This is a genomic window from Methylobacterium phyllosphaerae (genome assembly GCF_001936175.1).
Lineage (GTDB): Bacteria > Pseudomonadota > Alphaproteobacteria > Rhizobiales > Beijerinckiaceae > Methylobacterium > Methylobacterium fujisawaense.
This window is the reverse complement of sequence record NZ_CP015367.1, coordinates 1,796,264-1,817,658: the sequence shown is the minus strand read 5'-3', so window position 1 is coordinate 1,817,658 and position 21,395 is coordinate 1,796,264. Positions and strand designations below refer to the sequence as shown.

18 protein-coding genes and 1 tRNA gene are annotated in these 21,395 nt (G+C 69.7%); 7 read left to right on the top strand and 12 right to left on the bottom strand.

Annotated elements, in window-relative coordinates; all coding sequences use genetic code 11:
- Window positions 1–273: 273 nt before the first annotated feature.
- Window positions 274–630: a hypothetical protein gene (locus MCBMB27_RS08000; protein WP_236952933.1), complete on the bottom strand. Its 357-nt coding sequence runs from the start codon at window positions 628–630 to the stop codon at window positions 274–276.
- Window positions 611–1,828: an efflux RND transporter periplasmic adaptor subunit gene (locus MCBMB27_RS07995; RefSeq protein WP_075380193.1), complete on the bottom strand. Its 1,218-nt coding sequence runs from the start codon at window positions 1,826–1,828 to the stop codon at window positions 611–613. The genes MCBMB27_RS08000 and MCBMB27_RS07995 overlap by 20 nt, the downstream gene beginning before the upstream one ends.
- A gap of 112 nt (window positions 1,829–1,940) precedes the next feature.
- Between MCBMB27_RS07995 and MCBMB27_RS07990 the strand changes: the two genes are divergently transcribed.
- From MCBMB27_RS07990 to MCBMB27_RS07975, 3 genes are all read left to right on the top strand, one after another.
- The gene (locus MCBMB27_RS07990) at window positions 1,941–5,105 is read left to right on the top strand and encodes an efflux RND transporter permease subunit (RefSeq protein WP_075380192.1); all 3,165 of its coding nucleotides are present in this window, start codon (window positions 1,941–1,943) and stop codon (window positions 5,103–5,105) included.
- 82 nt (window positions 5,106–5,187) lie between these two features.
- Window positions 5,188–6,435 (top strand): DUF2254 domain-containing protein, encoded by a 1,248-nt coding sequence (locus MCBMB27_RS07985; RefSeq protein ID WP_083683421.1) that lies wholly within the window; start codon window positions 5,188–5,190, stop codon window positions 6,433–6,435.
- 774 nt (window positions 6,436–7,209) lie between these two features.
- Window positions 7,210–8,454, top strand: a complete 1,245-nt coding sequence (locus tag MCBMB27_RS07975) for a KpsE/RkpR family capsule polysaccharide export protein (protein WP_043381856.1) — start codon at window positions 7,210–7,212, stop codon at window positions 8,452–8,454.
- Between the two features lie 408 nt (window positions 8,455–8,862).
- Here the strand turns inward: MCBMB27_RS07975 and MCBMB27_RS07970 are convergent, their stop codons facing one another.
- The 3 genes from MCBMB27_RS07970 to MCBMB27_RS07960 form a co-directional block, all read right to left on the bottom strand.
- On the bottom strand, window positions 8,863–11,595 hold the full coding sequence (locus MCBMB27_RS07970; protein WP_075380190.1) for an ATP-binding protein: 2,733 nt from the start codon (window positions 11,593–11,595) through the stop codon (window positions 8,863–8,865).
- Window positions 11,596–11,659: 64 nt separating this feature from the next.
- Window positions 11,660–12,697, bottom strand: a complete 1,038-nt coding sequence (locus tag MCBMB27_RS07965) for an HD-GYP domain-containing protein (RefSeq protein ID WP_043353023.1) — start codon at window positions 12,695–12,697, stop codon at window positions 11,660–11,662.
- Window positions 12,698–12,751: 54 nt separating this feature from the next.
- On the bottom strand, window positions 12,752–14,062 hold the full coding sequence (locus MCBMB27_RS07960; RefSeq protein ID WP_051044875.1) for a TadE/TadG family type IV pilus assembly protein: 1,311 nt from the start codon (window positions 14,060–14,062) through the stop codon (window positions 12,752–12,754).
- Window positions 14,063–14,541: 479 nt separating this feature from the next.
- Here MCBMB27_RS07960 and MCBMB27_RS07955 point away from each other — a divergent pair, with 479 nt between their 5' ends.
- Together MCBMB27_RS07955 and MCBMB27_RS07950 are read left to right on the top strand one after the other, a co-directional pair.
- Window positions 14,542–15,153, top strand: coding sequence for a TadE/TadG family type IV pilus assembly protein (locus MCBMB27_RS07955; RefSeq protein ID WP_051044870.1), 612 nt, complete (start codon window positions 14,542–14,544; stop codon window positions 15,151–15,153).
- Window positions 15,147–15,734: a TadE/TadG family type IV pilus assembly protein gene (locus tag MCBMB27_RS07950; protein ID WP_043353026.1), complete on the top strand. Its 588-nt coding sequence runs from the start codon at window positions 15,147–15,149 to the stop codon at window positions 15,732–15,734. The genes MCBMB27_RS07955 and MCBMB27_RS07950 overlap by 7 nt, the downstream gene beginning before the upstream one ends.
- Before the next feature lie 202 nt (window positions 15,735–15,936).
- On the opposite strand, the gene MCBMB27_RS07945 is transcribed toward MCBMB27_RS07950, so the two are convergent.
- Entirely contained in the window at window positions 15,937–16,167 is a 231-nt protein-coding gene (locus tag MCBMB27_RS07945) for a hypothetical protein (RefSeq protein WP_075380189.1), read from the bottom strand.
- 373 nt (window positions 16,168–16,540) lie between these two features.
- On the opposite strand from MCBMB27_RS07945, the gene MCBMB27_RS07940 reads away from it, so the two are divergent.
- Entirely contained in the window at window positions 16,541–16,777 is a 237-nt protein-coding gene (locus MCBMB27_RS07940; protein WP_043353028.1) for a hypothetical protein, read from the top strand.
- A gap of 155 nt (window positions 16,778–16,932) precedes the next feature.
- Here the strand turns inward: MCBMB27_RS07940 and MCBMB27_RS07935 are convergent, their stop codons facing one another.
- The gene (locus MCBMB27_RS07935; protein WP_075380188.1) at window positions 16,933–17,304 is read right to left on the bottom strand and encodes a cell envelope integrity TolA family protein; all 372 of its coding nucleotides are present in this window, start codon (window positions 17,302–17,304) and stop codon (window positions 16,933–16,935) included.
- A gap of 86 nt (window positions 17,305–17,390) precedes the next feature.
- Entirely contained in the window at window positions 17,391–18,140 is a 750-nt protein-coding gene (locus tag MCBMB27_RS07930) for a sigma-70 family RNA polymerase sigma factor (RefSeq protein WP_075380187.1), read from the bottom strand.
- A gap of 298 nt (window positions 18,141–18,438) precedes the next feature.
- Between MCBMB27_RS07930 and MCBMB27_RS07925 the strand changes: the two genes are divergently transcribed.
- Window positions 18,439–18,684 carry a hypothetical protein gene (locus MCBMB27_RS07925; protein WP_075380186.1) on the top strand — a complete coding sequence of 82 codons (246 nt, stop codon included), beginning with the start codon at window positions 18,439–18,441 and terminating at the stop codon, window positions 18,682–18,684.
- Between the two features lie 344 nt (window positions 18,685–19,028).
- On the opposite strand, the gene MCBMB27_RS07920 is transcribed toward MCBMB27_RS07925, so the two are convergent.
- From MCBMB27_RS07920 to MCBMB27_RS07905, 4 genes are all read right to left on the bottom strand, one after another.
- Window positions 19,029–19,886 (bottom strand): manganese catalase family protein, encoded by an 858-nt coding sequence (locus tag MCBMB27_RS07920; RefSeq protein ID WP_075380185.1) that lies wholly within the window; start codon window positions 19,884–19,886, stop codon window positions 19,029–19,031.
- A gap of 379 nt (window positions 19,887–20,265) precedes the next feature.
- Window positions 20,266–20,547 (bottom strand): hypothetical protein, encoded by a 282-nt coding sequence (locus MCBMB27_RS07915; RefSeq protein ID WP_043353034.1) that lies wholly within the window; start codon window positions 20,545–20,547, stop codon window positions 20,266–20,268.
- A gap of 123 nt (window positions 20,548–20,670) precedes the next feature.
- Window positions 20,671–20,745: transfer RNA gene (locus MCBMB27_RS07910), tRNA-Thr, on the bottom strand.
- Window positions 20,746–20,847: 102 nt separating this feature from the next.
- Window positions 20,848–21,282, bottom strand: a complete 435-nt coding sequence (locus MCBMB27_RS07905; protein ID WP_043353036.1) for an NUDIX hydrolase — start codon at window positions 21,280–21,282, stop codon at window positions 20,848–20,850.
- Between the last annotated feature and the right edge of the window lie 113 nt (window positions 21,283–21,395).

Sequence of the window (21,395 nt, the reverse complement as noted above, 5' to 3'; positions counted from 1 at the left end):
TCACCCGCCGATCCGGCCATGCGTGGGCGACGACGCCCCTCGCCGAGACCGCGCCTGAAGCGGGACCGGAACCTGGGGCTCTCCCGGGAAAGGACGCGATCCCTCCCGACCGTGATGCCCCCTGCCGTCGGCGCGGCCGCGCCCGACACGGGCCAGGGCCGTCGGGGGCGGCGCTCGAACGCCTCCGACGTGTGGTCATCACCCGGTCGGCTCCGAGGCCCGTCTTGCCCCTCAGGCCTGGCAGGAAGGCCGCTCTCGGGCCGAACGGATCGCTCAGGGCACGCGCAGGCCGAGCTGCGCCTTGTCCGTGAGCCTTTCGTTGCGGAACGTGAGCGTGAGATTGGCCCCATACGTGCCCCGCCCGGGCCAGGAATAGGTCGCGCGCCGGACACGGCCGATCGTCAGGTGCGAAATGCGACGGCCATCGCAACCCAGGCGAGCCCGCACCTGCCGATAGGTCATGCCTGTCTTGAGGGCCTCGTACCGCGCATGATCGACACGGCAGCCCGCCGGCGCCGCCGTCGAGGCCGATTGCGAGGCCGATTGCGCGGCCGATGCTTGCAGGAGCGCCAGGATCAGCCCGAGCGGGAGGATGGCTCGCATGGCGCGGTCAGCCCCGATCGTCCGCATCCCGGCCCCCCGCCTTCGTCGCCGGAGGCTTGGACGGGCCGTCGGCCTCCGCGGACCGGATCTCAACCTTGAGGTCCTGCCGCATGTCCTGAAGGTGGTCGGTCACCACCCGCTCGCCGGCCTTGAGCCCGGCCAGGATTGCGGTGTCCTCGCCGAAGCTGTCGCCCGTGGTCACGGGCTTCTGGCGTACGACACCTTGATCGTCGACCACGTAGACGATCTGCTGAGCGAGTCTGGCCGACAACGCGATCGTGGGGACCAGAAGCTTCTCCTCGGTGCCGGTCTTCACCCGGGCGCGGATGAACTGACCCGGCAGGAAGCGCTCGTCGGTGTTCGGCAATAGGGCGCGCACCAGGCGACGGGCGGTGCGGGGGTCAAATCGGTTGTCGAGCTGATAGACCTTCGCGTCGCGCATGGGTTTGCCGGCCTCGTCCAGCACCTCCACGGTCACGGGGCCCTTCTGCATCGCCTCGCGCAGCGCCTCGGAATCCTCGGAGGAGAGCGCCATCTGCACGTCGATCGGGTCGAGCTGCACCACCGTGACCAGCTGCGTCTGGTTCTCGATGACGAGGTCGCCGGGGTTGACGATCGACAGGCTCGCCCGCCCGTCGAAGGGGGCGTTCACCACCGCGTAGTCGAGGTTGAGGTTCTGCCGCGCGATTGCGGCCTCGGCCCCCTGGACCTGGGCGGCGGCGGAGGCGGCGTTGGACTGAAGCTGCTGGAGGCGCTGCTCGGACGCGTAGCCCTTGTCGGCCAGCGTGTCGGTCCGGCTCACTTCGGCCTGCGCGAACTGGAGCTGCGCCTTGGCCTGCGCCTCCTGCGCCTGCGCCTGGGCGAGCGCCACCTGGAACGGACGCGGGTCGATCCGGAAGAGCACCTGCCCCTTCTTCACGTGGCCACCCGGCTCGAAGGGGCGATCGGTGACGTTGCCGGTCACCCGGGCCCGCAGGGCCGCGTCCTGCTGCGCGATGATCGTCCCCGTATAGGTGAAGCTGATCGGCACCGCCTGCGTCCGCGCCGTCGTCACCGTCACGGCGATCGGCGGCTCGGCCTCAGCGGTCTCGGGCGGCCGGTCCGACCAGGGCAGGGCCGCCATCAGCACGGACGGGTCCGGTCGGCCCATCGCGAACCAGCCGCCCGCCGCCAGGACCAGCGCGGCGCCACATCCGAGTAAGCCGTACCGAATCCCCGCCCGCACGCCGCCTGCTCCCCGCTGCGGCGCGCTCGACGCCGAACCGGACAGGGAACACGCCAAACGCGCTCGCGTTGCACGCCCGGTCCTCGCGGCCACCGACCACCGTCGAGGTCCGATGTTCGCCCGCTTCGTCGATCGGCCGGTCCTCGCGGCCGTCATCTCGGTTCTGATCACCCTGATCGGCGCGGTGGCGGGCCTGACCCTGCCGATCGCGCAGTTTCCCGAGATCGCGCCGCCGATCATCAACATCCAGGCGACCTATCCGGGCGCGAGCGCACAGCAGGCCTACGACGCCGTCACGACGCCCCTGGAACAGGAGATCAACGGCGCCCAGCACCTCCTGTACATCGCCTCGACCAGCAACACCGACGGCAGCGTCAACCTCGACGCGACCTTCGAGATCGGCTCCGATCTCGACGCCGCCGCCGCAGAGGTCCTGACCCGCGCCAACCGGGCCGAGTCGAAGCTTCCGGCCTCGGTGCGCGCGCAGGGCCTGGAGATCCAGAAGAGCTCCCGCCAGCGGCTCGGCAACATCGTGCTCTACGCCGATCCGGGCTCGCCCTACGACGAGCTGTTCCTGGCCAACTGGGCCGAGACGCAGGTGATCAAACCCCTGCGCCGGGTCGACGGCATGGGCCGGATCCAGAACTTCTCCCAGAAGCGCTACGCCATGCGCATCTGGCTCGATCCGGTGAAGATGGAGGCCCTGGCGATCAGCCCCGATGCGGTGATCCGCGCGGTGAGCCAGCAGAATGAGCAGATCACCACCGGATCCCTCGGCAAGCCGCCGACCGATGGGCAGCCCACCGCCTTCGAGCTGCAGGTCGTGACTCAGGGGCGGCTGAGCCAGCCCCAGGAATTCGCCAACATCCTGCTGCGGGCCAACCCCGACGGCTCCGTGGTCCGGGTCCGGGACGTGGCGCGGGTGGAGTTGGGTTCGGAGCAGTACGGCGTGCGCTCCGGCTTCGACGGGCAGCCCTCGGCGACGCTCGGCCTCTACCAGACGCCCGGCGCCAACGCGGTCCATGTGATGGACGGGGTGAAGGCCACCATGGAAGAGCTGGCCCGGCGGTTCCCGCCCGGGCTCAAGTACAAGATCGCCCTCGACCGCACCGAGTTCGTCCGCGAGGCGATCCGCGAGGTGGTCCACACCCTGTTCGAGGCGCTCCTCCTCGTCGTCATCGTCACCTACCTGTTCCTGCAGAACTGGCGGGCGACGCTGATCCCCTCCATCGCCGTGCCGGTGGCGCTGGTCGGGACCTTCGGCCCGATGGCGCTGCTCGGCTTCTCCTTCAACACCCTGAGCCTGCTCGGCATGGTGCTGGCGGTGGGCCTCGTGGTCGACGACGCGATCATCGTGGTCGAGAACACCGAGCGGCTGATGGACGAGGGGATGGAGCCGCGGCCGGCCGCCCGGGAGGCGGTGAACGAGGTCGCCGGCCCGGTGATCGCCACCACCCTGGTCCTGGCCGCCCTGTTCGTGCCGGTGGCCTTCATCCCGGGCCTGACCGGCCAGCTCTACAACCAGTTCGCCCTGACCATCGCGATCTCGGTGATGATCTCGGCCGTCGTCTCGCTGACCCTGACGCCGGCGCTCTGCGGCCTGATCCTGAGGCACCGGCCGGAGGGGGCGCAGGCCCGGCAGAGCCGGTGGAAGGCGCCGCTGCGCTGGTTCAACCGGACGCTGGAGCGGGCCGCGGGACTCCTCACCGCGATGATCGGGCGGCTCAGCCGCCATCTGGTGCTTGTCGGCCTCGCCTTCGCGGCCTTCGCGGCGCTCACCGTGCTCCTCGTGATGCAGCGCCCGACCGGCTTCGTCCCGAACGAGGATCAGGGCTACTTCTTCGCCGACGTCGCCCTGCCCAAGGGCGCCGCCGTGGCGCGCACCGACCGCATGGTCGAGCGGCTCGGCAAGAGCCTGCGGGACATGCCGGAGGTCGATCACACGATCGGCGTCGTCGGGCGCAGCATCCTCGCCGACGCGGTGGCGCCGTTCTACGGGTTCCAGATCCCGGTCCTGAAGCCCTGGGGCGAGCGGACGGCCTCGGCCGACGCCATCATCGCCCGCGTGCAGAAGCAGTTCCGGCACGATCCGGACGGGACGGTGCGGGTGGTCAACCCGTCGCCGCTGCCCGGCCTCGGCACGCGCAGCGGCCTGACCCTGGAGATCCAGGACCGCAGCGGCACCGGGGGCCTCAAGCTCGCCGCGGCGGCGCAGCGCTTCATCGACGAAATGGAGAAGAGCCCCAACATCGCCCAGGCGCTCCCGACGACGAGCTACGGCGTCCCGCAGATCCGCCTGGAGATCGACCGGGCCAAGGCCGAGCAGCTCGGCGTGCCCCTCCAGAACCTGTTCGACGCGCTCGGGACCTATGTCGGATCGAGCTTCGTCAACCTCTTCAACCGCTTCGGCTTCGTCTACCAGGTCTACGTGCAGAGCGAGGCCGCGGGCCGGCGCACGATCCAGGATCTGGAGGCCCTGCCGGTCCTGAACAGCCGGGGCGAGCCGGTGCGGATCGGCTCCCTGGTGCGGGCGGAGTTCACCACCGGCCCCACCGCCGTCCTGTCCTACAACACCTACCCGGCCATCGAGGTGGCGATCGAGGTAGCCTCCACCGCGAGTTCCGGCACGGTGCTCAAGGAGGTCGAGGCGCTCGCCAAGAGCCGCCTGCCGGCCGACTACGCGGTGGAATGGACCGACGTCGCCTATCAGGAGAAGGTCGCGGGCGGCTACGCGCCGCTGATCTTCGGCCTCGGCGTCCTGATGATCTTCCTGCTGCTGGCGGGCCAGTACGAGTCGCTGCGCCTGCCCTTCGTGATCCTGCTCGCGACGCCGATCGCGATCTTCGGCGCCATCGGCTTCCTGGCGGTGCGGGGGCTCGAACTCGACATCTTCGGCCAGATCGGGCTCCTGCTGCTCGTGGGCCTGGCCGCCAAGAACTCGATCCTGCTCGTGTCCTTCGCGGAGGATCTGCGCCGGCAGGGCGAGGACGTGCTGAAGGCGGCCCAGGACGCGGCGCGCCTGCGCATGCGCCCGATCCTCATGACCTCCTTCGCCTTCATCACCGGCTCGATCCCGCTCGCCATCGCCAGCGGCGCCGGGGCGCATGCGCGCGTCTCCATGGGGACCGTGGTGATCGGCGGCCTCGTCGTGGCGACCTTCATCACCCTGTTCATCACGCCGACCTTCTACGTCGCCTTCGAGCGGCTGTTTGGGCGCCGCGATCCGGCCGCGCCCGAGCCGTCCGGGGCCGGAGACGCGGCACTGCCGGCCGAGTAGCGGCGTTGGTCCGTCGCAGGGTCGGTGGCGCGGACATCGGCGCGGACATCGGGATCGGCGGCGGGAGGGGGCCGAAGCGCGCATGAAGACCGTCATGCCGCGCTGGCGGCTGATCCTGTCCCGAACCCTCCGCCAGGCCTGGGTTCGCGCCGCGCTCTACTGCGTCGGGGGCGTCCTGGCGGCCCTGGTGGCGTGGCGCTTCCAGTTTCACGTCGAGGAGAACTTCGCCCTCAGCGTCGGTGCCGACGCCGTCGGCAACGTCCTGAGCATCCTGGCCTCCTCGATGCTGACGGTGACGACCTTCTCGCTGACCGTGCTGGTGAACGCCCTGGGGGCCGCCTCGTCGGGCGTGACGCCGCGCGCCACGATCCTCTGGAGCGAGGACCGGCGGGCACACGACGCGCTCGCCACCTTCCTCGGGGCGTTCCTGTTCTCGGTTGTGGGGATCGTGGCCTTGTCGACCCGCCTCTACGGGCCGGGCGGGCGCCTCGTCATGCTGGGCGCGACGGTGGTGGTCATCGGCCTGATCGTCGTCACCCTCCTGCGTTGGATGCAGCAGCTCACGCGCTTCGGCCGGGTCGGCGAGACGATCCGGCTGGTCGAGCAGGCGGCGGCCCAGGCGCTGCGCTGCCGGCGCGACCAACCGCATCTCGGTGGCATCCCCCCGGATCCGGCGCACCGCCACGCGCGGCCGGTCCTCGCGGATCGGATCGGTTACATCCAGCATGTCGACCTGGCGGTGCTGACGCGGGCCCTCGGCGGCCGCGACGCGATGCTGGACGTGGCCGTGCTCCCCGGCGCCTTCGTCCACGCCGCCACGCCCCTCGCCTTCGTCGACCCGGAGATGGAGGCCGCCGCCCTGGCGGCCGTCCGCCGGGCCTTCCTGATCGCCGACGATCGTGCCTGGGAGCAGGATCCGCGCTTCGGCCTGTCCGTCCTCGCGGAGATCGGATCGAAGGCGCTTCCGCCGACGGCCGCCGATTACGGGACCGCGATCGCGGTGATCGGTGCAGGTTTGCGCGTGCTCTCGGAGTGGATACCGGACCCGGACCGGCCGCCGCGCGAACCCGAGCATCCGCGCATCCGGGTCCCGGCCCTGTCGACCGATGACCTGATTGCGGATTTCTTCCATCCGCTGGCCCGTGAGGGCGGCGGGATCGTGCAGGTCGGCGTGCGGCTGCAGAAGAGCCTGGCGGCCCTGCGAAGCATGTCACCGGAGTGCTTCTCCGCCGCAGCCGCGCGCGCCTCGATCCTGGTCACGGAGCATGCGGGCTTCGCCCTGCTGGTCCCGTCCGAGAAGGCCGCCGTGGAGGCCCTGACCCTGCGCTGATGCCTAAGCGGGCTCGGCCGTCTCGACCGCCGTTCGCCTCATGCGCGCAGGGTGCCGCCGAGGCGACGCGCCGGAGAAGCCTCGGCGCGGCACCGGTCATCGCCGGTTCGGAACTGCCGATGCGCTGATCCATTGGCTTACCGGACGCGGAGCGACCGGCTTTCGAGGATGACTGGATTGATGATCCTGATGCACGCTCTCCCTGTCGGCTCCGCACGGACTGCCATGCGCCGCGCGGCCATGGGGGCCTGCGCGCTGATCGCGCTCTCTGGACCGGTGCTCGCCCAATCGGCGGCGAGCCGGATCGATCAGCCGACGCCGGCGACGCTGCCCCCCGGGGTCAGCACCACGCCGGGCGGCCCTTCCCCCGCCGATCGACCGAGCGGCCCTGTCTCACCCCCGAGCGCCCTCTCTTCATCGACGGACGTCATGCGCGGGGGGAGCACCGGGACCGTATCCGGCCGGAACAAGGACGCGCGCACCAACCCGCTCGATCATCTCTCGCCGGAATACAGGCGGTAGATCGAGGGTTCCCTCGGGGGACGTCTCGGGGTCCCGAACGGCACCGGCGGTCGGATGGGCGGTCCATCGTCGGTCGCCGCACGCCGCCGATGACGGCACGGCGTTCTGGACCGGCCCCTCTGTCGGGTTCTCGTTCCGGTGTCTTTCGGCTGACATGCTTTCGCCGCCTCGCTGTGCGACGGGCTGCGCGAGCGGCATCACAGCCTCGCGGGCCGATCGCGCCCGTGGCAGCCCGAGTTTCGAGAAGCAACGATGAACACGCAGGTCGAGAAGGCGGGGGGCAGGCCTTCGAAAGGCATCGACCGGAACAAGGTGATCGCGCACTCGCTGCGGCAGTTCGCACGCCTGCCGGGCCTTCCCGACACCAAGAAGGGCGTGCGCTCGTACCAGAGTCACGTCAAAAGCGATCCCTGGCTACCGCTCCTCTTCGTCGTCTGCTTCGTCCTGCCGACCCTGGGCGGCGCGATCTTCTACGGCCTGATCGCCTCCGACCGCTTCGTGACCGAGGCACAGTTCGCGATCCGGCCGACCGTCGGGACGGCCGACAAGGCGACGCCGGACACGGTCGGCACGAATGCCGGCGTGATCAAGGCGACGGTCGCCCAGGAAACGCTCATCGCACAGGAATACATCCACAGCCGGCCGCTGGTCGAAGCCGTCGCGGCGGAGCTTCCGATCCGCGACTGGTTCGGTCGCGACAGCATCGACATGTTCTCGCGGTTCAGCCCGGAAAAGCCGGTCGAGAAGTTCCTGAAGTACTGGAAGCGCCGCGTCGACGTCGACGTCGAGTCGGCGTCCGGCATCATGTCGCTGACAGTCGAGGCCTTCGACCCCGACGAGTCGCTTGCCATCACGAAGGCCGTGATGGCGGATACCGAGCGGATGTTGAACGACCTGAGCATGAGGTCCCGCCAGGACGCGCTGGACGTCAGCGCGCGTGTCCTGAAGCTCGCCGAGGAGCGGGAGGCGCAGGCCAACGCCGCATTGAACGATCTGCGCAACCGCGAGGGCGTGCTCGACGTCGTCAAGTCGAATACCGCCACCATCAAGGCGATGTCGGAGCTGCGGGACTCGCGCACCAAGCTCGCCATCCAGCTCGCCGTGCTTCAGCGGGATCTCGGCCCGCAATCCCGCAGCATCATCGACCTGAAGCAGCAGATTGCCGATCTCGATGCCAACATCGCCAAGGTTCGGCAGCAGCTGGCCGGCACAGCACCGACGGAGAAGCGGCGCCTCTCGGACGCGCTCACGCGGTTCGAAGACCTCGAGCACGAGCGCGAGAACGCCGAGAAATACCACCGCGACGTGCAACTGGCCTATGACCGGGCCCGGATCGTGGCCCAGCAACAGGTCGTGGCCCTCGTGCCGATCGTCGAACCCGTCAAGGCCGGCTCTTCCACGGAGCCGAGACGGATCCTGATGACGAGCCTCGTCACGGCCGGCGCCGCCGTGCTGTTCGCGGCCGCGATGTTCACCCGCCGGATGATCACGAGCTGACGGGGGCCCGGATCGGTTCTCGTCCGTGACGGTGGACGAGCCGATCGCAGCGGAACCTGCCGTGCAGCCGGCGGCGGTATCCCGCGTCGCACCGACGAAAAGGCCCGCCGCGGCGAACCGGGCGGGCTGAGGGAGTGCTTGGGAGGAAGCGCAGCTTTACGAGGCTCGTATCTGGCATACCAGCCCTGGGAACGCAGGGCAGGTCTGCGAAATCACGAGGCATTCCTCAGGGGCATTGGCGCCCACTGCCCCGCGGGTGCGCGGCGGCGGGCGACCGTTACATCCCCCAAGCGCCGGCTCCAACGGGCCGGCGGATGCGCGGATCGACTGAGGGGCGGATGTCCCGGGCGGAGCGGCCCCCGCTGCTCCGGCCCATCGGCGCAGGACATCGCCGATCCGGTGTCGATCTCAGGCGGCCACCGCCTGGGCGCGCGTCCGACCCTCGAGGTCGCGGATCGTCGCGGCGAGAAGGGTCTCCAGCCCGTCGCAGGCCTCTTGCGGCTCGGCGCAGGCCGCGTTCCGGGCGGCATCCTCGATGGCGCGCAACCGCGCGACGAGGGCGCGGGCGCCGATATTCGCACTCATCGACTTGAGGCTGTGGGCCGCCCTGGCGATGGCAGGCTGATCCGAGACAGCGAGGGCCGATCGGAGGGTGGCGAGCGCGACAGGGCCTTGCGCCCGGTACAGATCGAGGACGCGGTCCAGGAAGGCACCGTCTCCGAGGCCGAGGAGCCCGTCCAGCACCTCGGCGTCGAGCAGATCGCCGTCTGGCGATGCTTCGGGTGCTGCTCCGGGTGATGCTCCGGTCGGCAAGGCGGCCCGGGCCTCTTCCGATCCCACCGCAGCCTCCCGTGCCGCGTCCCGGAGGGACGGGACATGCGCCTGCAGGAGATCGGCGAGCTGCCGCAGGGTGAAGGGCTTCAGGAGCGTTCCGTTCATGCCGGCGGCCTCTGCGGCTTCCGCAGCCTCGCCGAGGACGTGGGCCGTGAGCGCGACGATCGGGGTGCGCCGGTCCGTGGCCGCCTCGCGCTGCCGGATCGTCCGGGCGGCCGCGAAGCCATCCAGGACCGGCATGCTGCCATCCATCAGGATCAGATCGAAGTGCTGCGACCCGGCCGCCGCCACGGCCGCGGCCCCGTCCTCGACGGTCACGACATCGGTCACGCCGCAGCGGGCCAGGGCCTCGAGGGCGACCTCGCGGTTGACCGCGCTGTCGTCGGCGACGAGCACCCGCGCGCCGGAGAACTGCGGCAGCAGATCGGTCGCGACGGCGACCGCCGCGGACGCGGTGAAGGGATCGCCCGCGGCCAGCGCCGCCAGGAGGGGCCGCCACTCCGCCTGGATCACGGGCCAGCGCAGCACCGCGTCGGCGAGGCCGGACCGGAGAGCCTGATCGGCCGCATTGTCGCCCGCCCCCGCCAGGACGAGCACGCGCCCGGCCCGATCCGGCCGGCGACCCGCCGCCACGAGGGCGGCCGCGTCGAGGACCCAGTGGGCGGGGGCCGCGCCACGGTCCGCCGCGACCGGCGCGAAGCCGGCCCCGCTCAGACTGGCGGCGAGGGCAACCCGGGTCGCGGGACCGGCGGTGTCCAGCACGATCGCGGCCGGCACCGTGCCGTGGCGCAGGATCGGCCGGGCGGGTTCGGCGACGGTCACGGGAATGCGCGCCGAGAAGGTCGAGCCCGCGCCGACGCGGCTCTCCACCGCCACGGTGCCGCCCATCGCGGCGATGATCTGCTGGGCGATCGAGAGCCCGAGGCCGGTCCCGCCGAAACGGCGGGTCGTGGATTGATCGGCCTGCGAGAAGGCCGAGAAGATCGTGGCCAGCTTGTCCTGGGGGATGCCGATCCCGGTATCGGCGACGGCAATGACGAGGCATCCGTCCCCGGCATCGAGCGCCATCCGGACGGAGACGTGCCCGGCCTCGGTGAACTTCAGCGCGTTCGACACGAAATTGCTCACCACCTGACCCAGGCGGACCGGGTCGCCGAGGATCGCCTGCGGCACCTCCGGCGCGATGTCGGCCGCGAGGTCGAGCCCGGCCGCGCGGGCCCGCTCGGCGAAGAGCGTCACCACGGTATCGGCGATCTCGGCGGGGCACACCGGCACGTGTTCGAGATCGAGCTTGCCCGCCTCGACCTTCGCGAAGTCGAGGATGTCGTTGATGATCGCCAGGAGCGACCGGCCGGACCGGGCGATGACTTCGGCGTAGCGGCGCTGGCGCACCGGCAGGTCGGCACTCGCCAGCAGTTCGGCCATGACCAGGACGCCGTTCATCGGCGTCCGGATCTCGTGGCTCATCGTGGCCAGGAAGGTCGACTTGGCGGCGTTGGCGGCGTCGGCGGCCTGCTTGGCCTCCCTCAGATCGGCTGTCCGCGCCTGGACCTCCGCCTCCAGGTGGGCGCTGTGGGCGGCGAGGCGGTGGTCGCGCTCGTTGACCGCGGAGAGCAGGTCATTGAGGGTGCGCGCCAGGGCGCCGACCTCGTCGTCGCTCTCCACGCGGGCGCGCTGCGTGTAATCGTGGCGCAGGCGGACCGCCTCCATGGTCCGGGTGAGGGCCCCCAGGGGCCGCGTGACGCTGCGCTGCAGGTAGAACGACACGCCGATCCCGATCGCGACGGCCAGCAGGGCCGCCAGGGCGGCGTTCTGGCCGGCGGCCCAGACGTGGTCGCGGATGTCGTCGGTCTCGCCGATCAGGACGACCCGACCGACGGGGCGCCCGTTCTCGAGGATCGGCGCGGTCGCCCGGAGACTCTGGGTGGCGAACAGATGAAGGAGCGAGAGATCCGCCCCGTCCAGGGCTGCGTCCTGCGTCAGCCGCAGGCCGATCCCCTGCTCGGCGAGGACGGACCCGTCCGGTCGCTCGATCGCCCCGTAGACGATGGACGGCACGTTGCCGATCGCCCGGAGGGAGGCGGCGGCCGCGGCCTCGTCGTTGGCGGCCGTGGCCCGGGCGCCCCCGTGGGCGAAGACCTGGGCGACGGCCTCTAGCGCCGCTTGCTTGTCGGCGGCGTAGCGGTCGACCTCGCGCCAGACCGACAGGGCCGCCGCCAGGACGAGGGCCGCCGTGACGGCGCCGGTCACCGCCAGCGCCAGCCGGCCGGCCAGGGAACGTCTCGGCCTGAGCCACGCGAGATGCACGCTCTTCTCCTTCAGGCGGCCCGGAGGGCCCGGTCGCGGGACGGGGGCGGCGGAAGAGGCGGGATCAGGCGGCGGCGCGGATGCAGGTCCGCGTCACCATCTCCCAGCCCGCCAGGAAGGCCTCCACGCAGCGCGGATCGAAGTGGCGGCCTGCCTGGTCCGCCAGGAAGGCCCGTGCGCGCTCGAGGGGCCAGGCCGCCTTGTAGGGCCGCTCGGTCACCAGGGCGTCGAACACGTCCGCCACCGCCACGATGCGACCGGAGATCGGGATCGCCTCGCCGCGCAGGCGCTTGGGATAGCCGGTTCCGTCCCAGCGCTCGTGGTGGCTCTCGGCGATCTCGGCGGCGAGGCGCACGACGTCGGAGGTGCTGCCCTCCAGGATGCGCCGGCCGCGCTCGGCGTGCTTCTCCATCTCGGCGCGCTCCTCGACCGTGAGCGGCCCCGGCTTGAGCAGGATCGCGTCGGGAACGCCGATCTTGCCGACATCGTGCATGGTGGAGGCGAGCTTCAGGATCCGGATCTCCGCCGGATCGAAGTCGAGATTGGCGGCGATGATGCCCACGTAGCCGGCCACCCGGGCGATGTGATCGCCGGTATCGGTGTCCCGGTGCTCGGCGGCGCGCATCAGCAGGGCGATGATCTCGCGCTCCCGCGCCTCGATGACCGCGACCGCCGCCGCGACCTCGCGGGCGAGCACCGCGGCCCGGTCCTGCTCCTGCCGGTGGGCCGCGCTGATCGTCATCAGGTTGGTGATGCGCGCCTGGATCTCGACGGGATCGCAGGGCTTGCCGAGGAAATCCGTCGCGCCGGCGCGCAGGGCCTGATGGCGCAGGCTGCGCTGGTCGAGACTCGTCACCATGACGATCGGCACGTGCGCGAAGCCCGGGACCGCCCGCGCCGCCGCGATGACGTCGAGGCCGGTCAGGCCGGGCATGTCGTAGTCGGTGACGACGACCCCGATCCTGTCGACATGCGCCCGCAGGAAGTCGAGCGCCGCCCTGGGGCAGGTGAAGGCGACCGGCTCGCAGCCGGCCACGGGCTTGAGCGCCTGCATGACCAGCAGGTTGTTCATCTCGGAATCGTCGATGATCAGCGCGAGCACCGCGTCACTCCCAGACGAATGGCCGGCAGCGGAGGATCGGCATCGTGGCCTCCGCTATTGCGAGAGCAGCAGCTTGCCCGAGAGGGGGCCGACCCCCTTGGGCACCGGCACGCTCGTCGCGTCGTAATTCGCGTTCAGATAGAGATTCGGCCCCTCGTAGAGGTTGACCTGCTGGGCCACGATCACCGTGTAGGCCGATTGGTCGGCAACGGGTTTGCTCGCGTCGATCACCACGCGGCCCGCCGGCAGGTAGAGCGTGCCCAACATGGTCCGCGCATTGTCGCTGATGATCCGGTAAGTCCGCATGGGCTTGGTCGCGGCCAGCGGCGGCGGCGTCGGCGCGATCGGGCTCAACACATCCCCGAGAACGGCCTGGGTGGGGTCGACCGGATCGCTGACCACCCGCTCCTCCATCATCAGCAGGCCGGCCATGGGACCTGTGGTGGGCGCCGACAGACTGACCGTGGTCTTCTTGTCGAAGACGAGGCCGCCCTTGTTGCCGGTGAAGTAGAAGGCGACGTCGATGCCGGTCATGGCGGCATCCTTATCGACGATGAGCGGCCCGTCCTTCATCACATAGGTGCCGGCGCGCAACGCGACGGAGGCGCTCTTGGTGATGTGCAGGCCGCCGCAATAGGTGCCCGGATCGAGGGTCACGCTCTGATCGACGAGATTGCCGCTGGTGTCGCGCTTGCTGTTGGCCGAGGCCGGGATCGCCGTGCAGGCGCCGATCGGCGGTGGCGCCCGGTCCTTCAGCGGATCCTGGATGGGCGGACAGCTCGTCTGCGGCGGCGGGGCAAAATTCGCGCGGGCGCCGTCGAAGCCGCCCGCGGTGCAGATGGTCTGTGCCCGGGCATAGGCGTTGTCCTTGCCGACCATGCCGCGAGGGCTCAGCGAGTTGCTGTAGAGCGAACAGTCCTGGGCCGTGACCTCGGCGCTCTTCTCCAGTTCGAAGGCCCCGTCGGCGAGCGGATCCAGCGTGAGCAGGCACAGGCGCATCTTGCCGACGACGCGCGCCTTCGAGCGCACCGCGACCTTGACCATCGGCACGCCGACGAAGCCGCCGAAGGCGAGCTTGACGGTCTCGTCGACCGTCACGGCGACGCTGGTCCTGTCGTCCGCCACGTCGACCTGGAGCGCATACGGGCTCTCGGTGCGGGGCGCCGCCTGGGCCTGGATCGTGTCGACCACGATACTCTTGGCCGCCGCCGAGGTCGCGACAGCCAGCTTGAGGTAATTGCCCGCCGCCAGAACGCCGGCATCGGCCGCGTTCTGGAGCTGGCTGCGCCGGGAGGCGAGGCGGGCATAGTCGATGCCGCCGCCGGTCAGGCCGAGCAGCACCACGGCGCTCAGACCGAAGGTCAGGGCCACCGAGCCGGACCGGTCCGCCAGGGCGCGCGAGCCGATGCGGAGCGCTCTCCAGAAGGGTAAAATGGGCAGTTCTCCCCGGGCGGGATCGGTGCGGCCATCGCGACTGCACCAACCGCCGACCCGACCTGGCTAGCGCCCAGCTCCTAAGAATCCGTCGCGTTGGAACGCCAAAATGCCAGCGCCGCCCGTCCGGCCACGCTTGGCTGTGAAAATCGTCGGACCCCTTGCAGACCGAAGACCGCTCGCCCCGGAACACAGGGCCGCGATACAAGCAGAAGAGTGTATAATCGAATTATATACAACTAAAGCGCGAAAAGACAGTCCTCCACAGACTCGTCGCCGCCGAACCTCGATAAGGTGGCAAATTCTACTCATGTTTGAACGTTTTCTAAACGAGCCGATCTTACATCTAGCTTCGTCCGGCCGTTGAGCTGGGACGGCAGCAGGCACAGGACCTGCAGAGTTCGTTTGTCATGATGGGCATCTTGCGGCGCGTCGCGACTGTCTGGCGCACACGCGAGCCGGGCGGCCGGGCTGGCACCGACGGAGGGATCCGACGGCTGCGCGGCCACCGCGGCGGCGCCTCGGCGGTGGAGTTCGCGCTCCTGGCGGCGCCGTTCCTGGCACTTCTGGGCGTCGTGGCAGAATCCGGCGTCGTCGCCATCGAGCAGCAGACCCTCGATATCGCCGTCGACCGCAGCGTGCGCCAGCTGCGCACGGGCGCCTTTCAGGACGGCGCCGACGGCAGCGATCCAAGCCAGCGCTTGCGCAAGCTCGTCTGTGCCGGCCCGTCGGCGCTGTTCCCCTGCGCCGATCTGCGCCTCGACGTGTCGCGGACGGCTTCGTTCTCGGCGTCGCAGCCGGCGGAGCCGTTCGACAAGACCACGAAGACGTGGACGACGGGCTTCGGCACCCGGTTCGAATGCCCGCAGGGCGGCGATACGGTGACGGTCCGGGTCGCCGTGCCGGTGATGCGCCTCTTCCAGATGCTGGACTTCACCGGGCGGATCATGTCCGACAAGTCGCAGCTGCTCGTCACCACCGAGATCTTCCGGGCCGAGGATTACGAGCCCAAACCGTGCTGAGCCTCCGTCCCCGCGCGGGCCTGACCGGCCTGATCGGCAGCCGGGACGGCGTCAGCGCGATCGAGTTCAGCGTGATCGCGCCGATCCTGCTGCTGATCCTGATGGGGTCGATCGAGCTGCCCCGCGCCTTCATGATCGGGAAGCGGCTCGACAACGCGTCGGCCACGATGGCGGATCTGATCGCCCGCGGCAGCTACGCCGACCTGAAACCGGTCTTCGCCGCGACCAGCGCGATCTCCAACCCCTACGACGTGAGCGGCGCGAGCATCGTGCTGACGGCCGCGGGCACCTACAGCGACGGCAGCTCGGCGACGACCAAGGTCTGCTCGAGTGCCGAATCCAACGGGCAGGCCTACGCGGCCGGCACCTCCCTCGGCCCACCGCCCCCGGGGATGACCCGAAACGGCGATCGCTTCGTCGTGTCGGAGGTGACGATGATCTATAATCCGATCTTCCCGGTGCTCTCGAAGCTGACCCGGTGGACCTTCCGATCCAGAAAAGTCTGGCCGGTGCGCGGGGGCGAGATCTACAACGGACAGAGCGAGGTGGTTCTGCCCGGCGGCAAGCCCTGCCCGGCCTGAACGGGCGGACGGTGGCAGGCCCGTCAAGCGGAGGCCAATCCTCCGCGGCAATCCGGTCGGCGATGGAGGATGGCGCCTGCGGCACGCAGGACGGGGTGCGCGGGCACGGCGGCGGTCTTCCAAGCGCGGCGCGGGCGATCCGGCGACGCGGCCGGCGCCACCGGATGGACCCGGTGGCGCCGGATCGCGGCCATCGCCCGCCTCAGCGGGTCGAGACCGCGGTGGCGACGACCCGCCGCGAGGCCGGGCTCGCCGGGACAAGACGCGGCGTCGTGGTCAGCTCCGAGGCCGGACGAACCGCGGCGGTGGGACGCGCCTGCTCACGGTAGAGCGGGGGAGTCAGCGCGATGGTCTCGTCGGCCAGGGCGGTGCCGATCATCGGAACGGCGGCGAGGGCGGCGAGGGCGGCGAGAACGGTGGTGCGAACGGTCATGATGCGAAGTCCTCTCGTTGTCCGGGTCGTGCCCGGCTTCGAGGGGGTATTTACGTTGCAGAGCAACATGATCCAAACAGATGCAATCGATACCGCATATCGATACGATCAATGTTTGCCGTGCCGATTCCGTTTCCGAGCGACTAGGCAGGCGGACCTTGCCGCCTGCGCCTCATCGACCGGTCGGCTCGAGGAGACCGCGCTCCGGGAGCCGGCCGATGCATCGCCAAGGATCGGCCGACCGGAAGGACGGTCCGAGTTCATACAATATTAAACCGCACCCCCGAAGGTCGGTCAGCCCATTGAATGTTTGTGAACCCACAGAGACTTAACGCGTAAAAGTTTATCTTTTCGCGCGGAAGGAGACGGCCCGTTGCTGGTTGCTGCCCTGCTCTTCGCGGTGGGCGTATGGGAGGGCTGGCGGTATCGGGCAGCGGTTCTGATAGCCAGCTCGATGCTGGTCAGCATCGGGTGGCTGGGCCTGTGGGCCTTCGTATGGACGCATCTCGACGCCGAGAAGATCCTACTGCTGTTCGCCTATCTCACCGCCCATCAGGCCGGGTATCTCGTCGGCGCCTATCTCGGGGCGGATTTCGGCGAAGATTCTTGACCGAACGGATCGTCGGCCCGCGGGCTGCAATCATCGTGGCGACGTCGACGCCAGGTTGACGCATCTGCAGCGGCGCAGACAGGCCGGCGGGGCGATCGAAGACGAAGCCGGGATGCGCAACCCGCTGTCCGGGCGCCGCCACCGGCTGCCGGAGCTCAGTGGCCGAGTTCCACCGGGATGCTGAGATCGACGATCCCGTCCCCGCTCAGGAGAGCGGGCGGCGGGGCGGAGGTCGGGTTGATCCCCTGCAGGGCGCGGAGCGCGCGCTGATCGAGTTTCGGCGAGCCCGAACTCTGCTCGATCTCCGCGCTCTGCACCGCCCCGTCCGGACCGATCTGGACGTGGACCAGCACGGTTCCGCCGCCCCGAGCCGTACCCGATCCCCTCTGAGCGCGGTCGGCGGCATCGATCCGCGTGACGAGGTCCGAGAGCCAGGCCCGCACCGCAGGTCCTGGAGTCGCCTGCGCTCCGCTCGCCAGAGCCAGACCGAACACAACAGCACCGGACATCAGGACGCGCGGCGACATGGGAAACGGTGGCTCCCTGAGCCCAGGATCGAGGGGCGACCCTACGCCCCGAACGGGCCGCTTGCGACCCCGATCCCGTGTCGCCGTCACGCGACGGCGGCGGTTTTCCAGCCTTTCGGGCCGGCGGCGGCCAGCATGACGTCGTCGCTACCGATCTCAAGGCCGGTATAGCCCAGCATCTGCGCGAGTTGCGTCCGGGCCCGCCAGACCCGGCTCTTCACCGTGCCGATCCGGCACCGCATGATCGCGGCGGTCTCCTCGTAGGTCAGGTTCTCGATCGCCACGAGCACGAGCGCTTGCCGCATCGGCGGCGTGAGACGACCGAGGGCCGCCTGGACGTCGCTCAGGTCGAGATGGCCGCCTTGCTCGGGCAGCGAGACCATCCGCTCCGCCTGCGCTCCATCCCCGTCCTGCACCTCGCGCCCGTACCTCCGGTGCTCGTTGTAGAACGCGTTGCGCATGATCGTGAACAGCCACGCTTCCAGGTTGGTGCCCGGTACGAAGCTGGCGCGCGAGCGCCAAGCCCGCAGAAGCGTGTTCTGCAGCAGGTCGTCGGCACCGACGTGGTTGCGCAGCAGCGAGCGCGCGAAGCGCTGCAGGTTCGGCACCATGCCCAGGAGCGAGGCCTGGAATTCCTTCTCACGGCCGTCTTGCGCCTCGCCGAAGGCACCGTCCAGCAACCTCAGCAGTTCGGCGAAGCGCTCCGCGATCGTCGGCTCAACGGCGTCTTGCGCGTAAGTCGCCGCCAGCAGATGGCCGAGATGAGATTGCACGCTGTCGGGGAGCCGGGGCGCCGGTGGGTCGATTGTATCAGCGTCCAGCAAGACTCCGAGCATGATAGCCGATCACCTGAACAGGATGAAAACATGATTTCGGATATTAATCCCGGAATATGTCACACTCGCCGCAACATAGATCAGCCAATACGAATATATATGGACAGAAATATGCCGGTCGGCGCGGCGGACACGAGAAACGCCCCGGAACGAGGAGGGTTTCGATGGCATTGGACGCGCTGAAAAACGCTACGCCCCGGCGCCGAATCTGTGGCGACGCCGTCCGAGACCGCGCCGCTCCGCCTGTCGTCTTCGACACGGGGTCAGGCGCGGCGGGTTGAACACAAGGATCGACTCCATGACCAGACTCTCGGATCTCGAGATGGATCCCGCCTTCCAAGAAGCCGTCAGCGCCTTGCGAGGCGCGGCCAGCACCTTGAGCGGTCGCGCCGTGACGGCCGCTGAGGCCCGCTTTCTCGTCGGCATCGCCCTGACGACCTTTGCGCATGCCGGTGGCCTCGAGGAGCCGAGCCGTGGGCGGCTCGCCCGCTTCGCGGCGCGCAGCGGCCCGGACACGGCCGTCGGGACGCGGACCCGGCACTGAGCCACCGCCGGCCAACGGGAGACGCCCGGACCGCAGATCCGAACGCCGCTCCGGTCTCAGGCATCGCGGCCCGCCGACGCCCGACCCGGATCGCGCGCCACCACGCGCAAGCCCGCAGTGCCCCCCTCGGTGCCATGCGGGCCGACGATCGGGAGGTGCCCCTCGGGGGGCCCGGCCGCCGCCCGGATCCGCCGGATCTCGTCGCGGCCGTGCCGACCGGCCGCGACCCTCGCCGACTGTGCCGCGTGGTCCGACCCGCGCCCCGACCGATGGACCGCAGGGCGCGGATCCCTCCGAGGAAAACGCCTCGACCGGAGGGCGCGCGGATCGGAGCGTCCGGTCGATCAGCCGATCTGCTGGGACTCGGCGCCGCTGTCGGGCCGCGCCGGGCCGAGCACCGGCTCCTCGCCCATCGGCTGGTTCTGGACGACGCTGAACGTGCCCTTGCCGTCGAGGGAGGGGCCCTGCGTCCAGCGGCCGGCCGGCGGCGGCGAACCGTCCGCCGACGTCCCGAAGAAGGCGTAGTTGAACTTCTGGTTCTCCTTCTCGTGCGGGAAGGAGTTCGGGATCGGCAGGGTGCCCGCGTGGCCGCCGAGTTCCTCGATCACCGCCAGCCATTGCTGCTGGTGCATGGTGTCGCGGGCGATGAGGAAGCTCCACATGTCCCGCATGCCGGCGTCGTTCGTGGCGTTGTAGAGCCGCACTGCGAGGACGCGGCCGGTGCTCTCGGCGGCCACGTTGCAGTACATGTCGGCCGCGATGTTGCCGCTGGCGTAGACGTGGCTCATGTCGAAGGGCAGGCCGTCGGAATTGCCCGGGAAGGCGGCCATGCCGGTGGACAGCAATGTCTTGTGCAGCATGCCCTCGGCGATGTGGCGCGGGTTCTCACCGCCCATGATGGCCCCGACGATCGCGTCGGCCGCCCCGGCCTCCTGCACCTTGGTCGGCGCGTTCTCAAGATTCAGCGCGACCGCCGTCGCGAGCATCTCGATATGGCCGAGTTCCTCGGTCGCGGTGGCGAGCAGCATGTCCCGGTACTTCGTGGTCGGAGCACGATTGCCCCAGGCCTGGAAGAAGTACTGCATACAGACCCGGATCTCGCCCTCGATTCCGCCGATCGCCTGCTGGAGCATGCGGGCATAGATCGGATCGGGGCTGTCGACCTTGACCGGATACTGAAGACGCTTGTCGTGATAGTACATGGTATCTGTCCCTCGCGAGAGGCACGGCGTGCTCAAGCCCACCGCACGATCGGCCGTCGGCTCGGCACCCCCGTGGGAGCATCGAGCCTCTCACCCTGTCCAACCCCGCGTCAGAACGACGGTTCGATTCCTCGATCTATTTATAACGAACAATATTTGGTCAAAGCTATTTTCTTAAGCTCGATCAGGCTATTGGCACGGTCAATCTCGATCATTCCCGCGCCAGAACATCTCGTATTACATAACGTATGTTAAGGGAGACCAACCCCGGTTCAGGGCGCTTGGCAGGCGCCTCCGGCCGGGCACCGTGCAAGCGTCCCCGGTCCGGCGGTCGCGGCCCGTGCGGCCTCACGAGGATGCCGCACCGACGTCCCGGAGCTCAGAGGAGCCCGGCTCGGCGGGCGAGCATGATCGCGAAGGCGAGGCAGGCGGCGAGGCTGACCCCCAGCATGGCGACGTTCGTCCAGAAGCGCACCGGCCGGCTGGAGCCTTCGATCCCGCTGGCGCGCAGCCGGACCCACGGCACATACAGGTAGAGGGCGATCAGCGTCAGGATCAGAAACGCGAAGGTGGCGAGCCGGCCGGTGATCAGGGCCGCGCCGGCCAGGACCGCCCAGCCGAAGACGAGGCCCAGCATGGTGAACAGGGCTGTCGAGTTCACGTCCGCACGTCCCCTTCCGCGGATGATGTCGGCAGGGCAGCCGCTGCGATCCTCAGTCTGCGCCGGGACCCGTCGAGGAACCCGCAGCGTCAGCCGGACCGGTGATCAGATCGAGAAGGTTTCTGGTGCTGCGAGAGAGGATTGAACTCTCGACCTCTTCATTACCAATGAAGTGCTCTACCACTGAGCTACCGCAGCAGGTGACCGGGGCGCCCCCGCGGGGGGCGTGTCCGTCCGGCCGAGTGGGGCCATAACGGATCGCCGCAGCGTTGGCAACGCCGTGTTGCGCTTCCGCGCATTTTACGTGCGCGATGCGGCTCGGATCAGGGCGGCGAGGCCCGGCTCGGAGACAGCCTCGGCGGCTTCCACCGGCGTGAACCAGCGCAGGTCCCGTTGACGTGCCTCGGGAAAGTCCTTGAGCTGCTTGCGCACCTCGAGGGGAAAGACCTTCACTTGGCACAGGACGGTGTCGAGGTTCCTCAGGCGCTTCTGGTAGAGGTAGAAGCCGATCGGACGCTTGCCGACCGCACCGCGCAGGCCCGCCTCCTCGTAGGCCTCCCGCGCGGCCGCCTCGAACGGCTTGCGCCCCTTCATCGGCCACCCTTTCGGGATGACCCACCGACGGCTTTCCCGCGACGTCACCAGCAGGATCTTGGGCTGGCCATCCCGCCCGCGCCGGAACGGCAAGGCTCCCACCTGCCGACGCGGCTCCCCGTCATCGTCGTTGAGGGTCATGGTCGCACCGCGCGAGGCGGAAGGCTGCCCCGACCCGGCGTCATCGACGCCGCGTGCGGGCTCTGTGCAGTCTGGCGGATGATCGGACCCTCGGTCGACGGCTCTGAGCACAC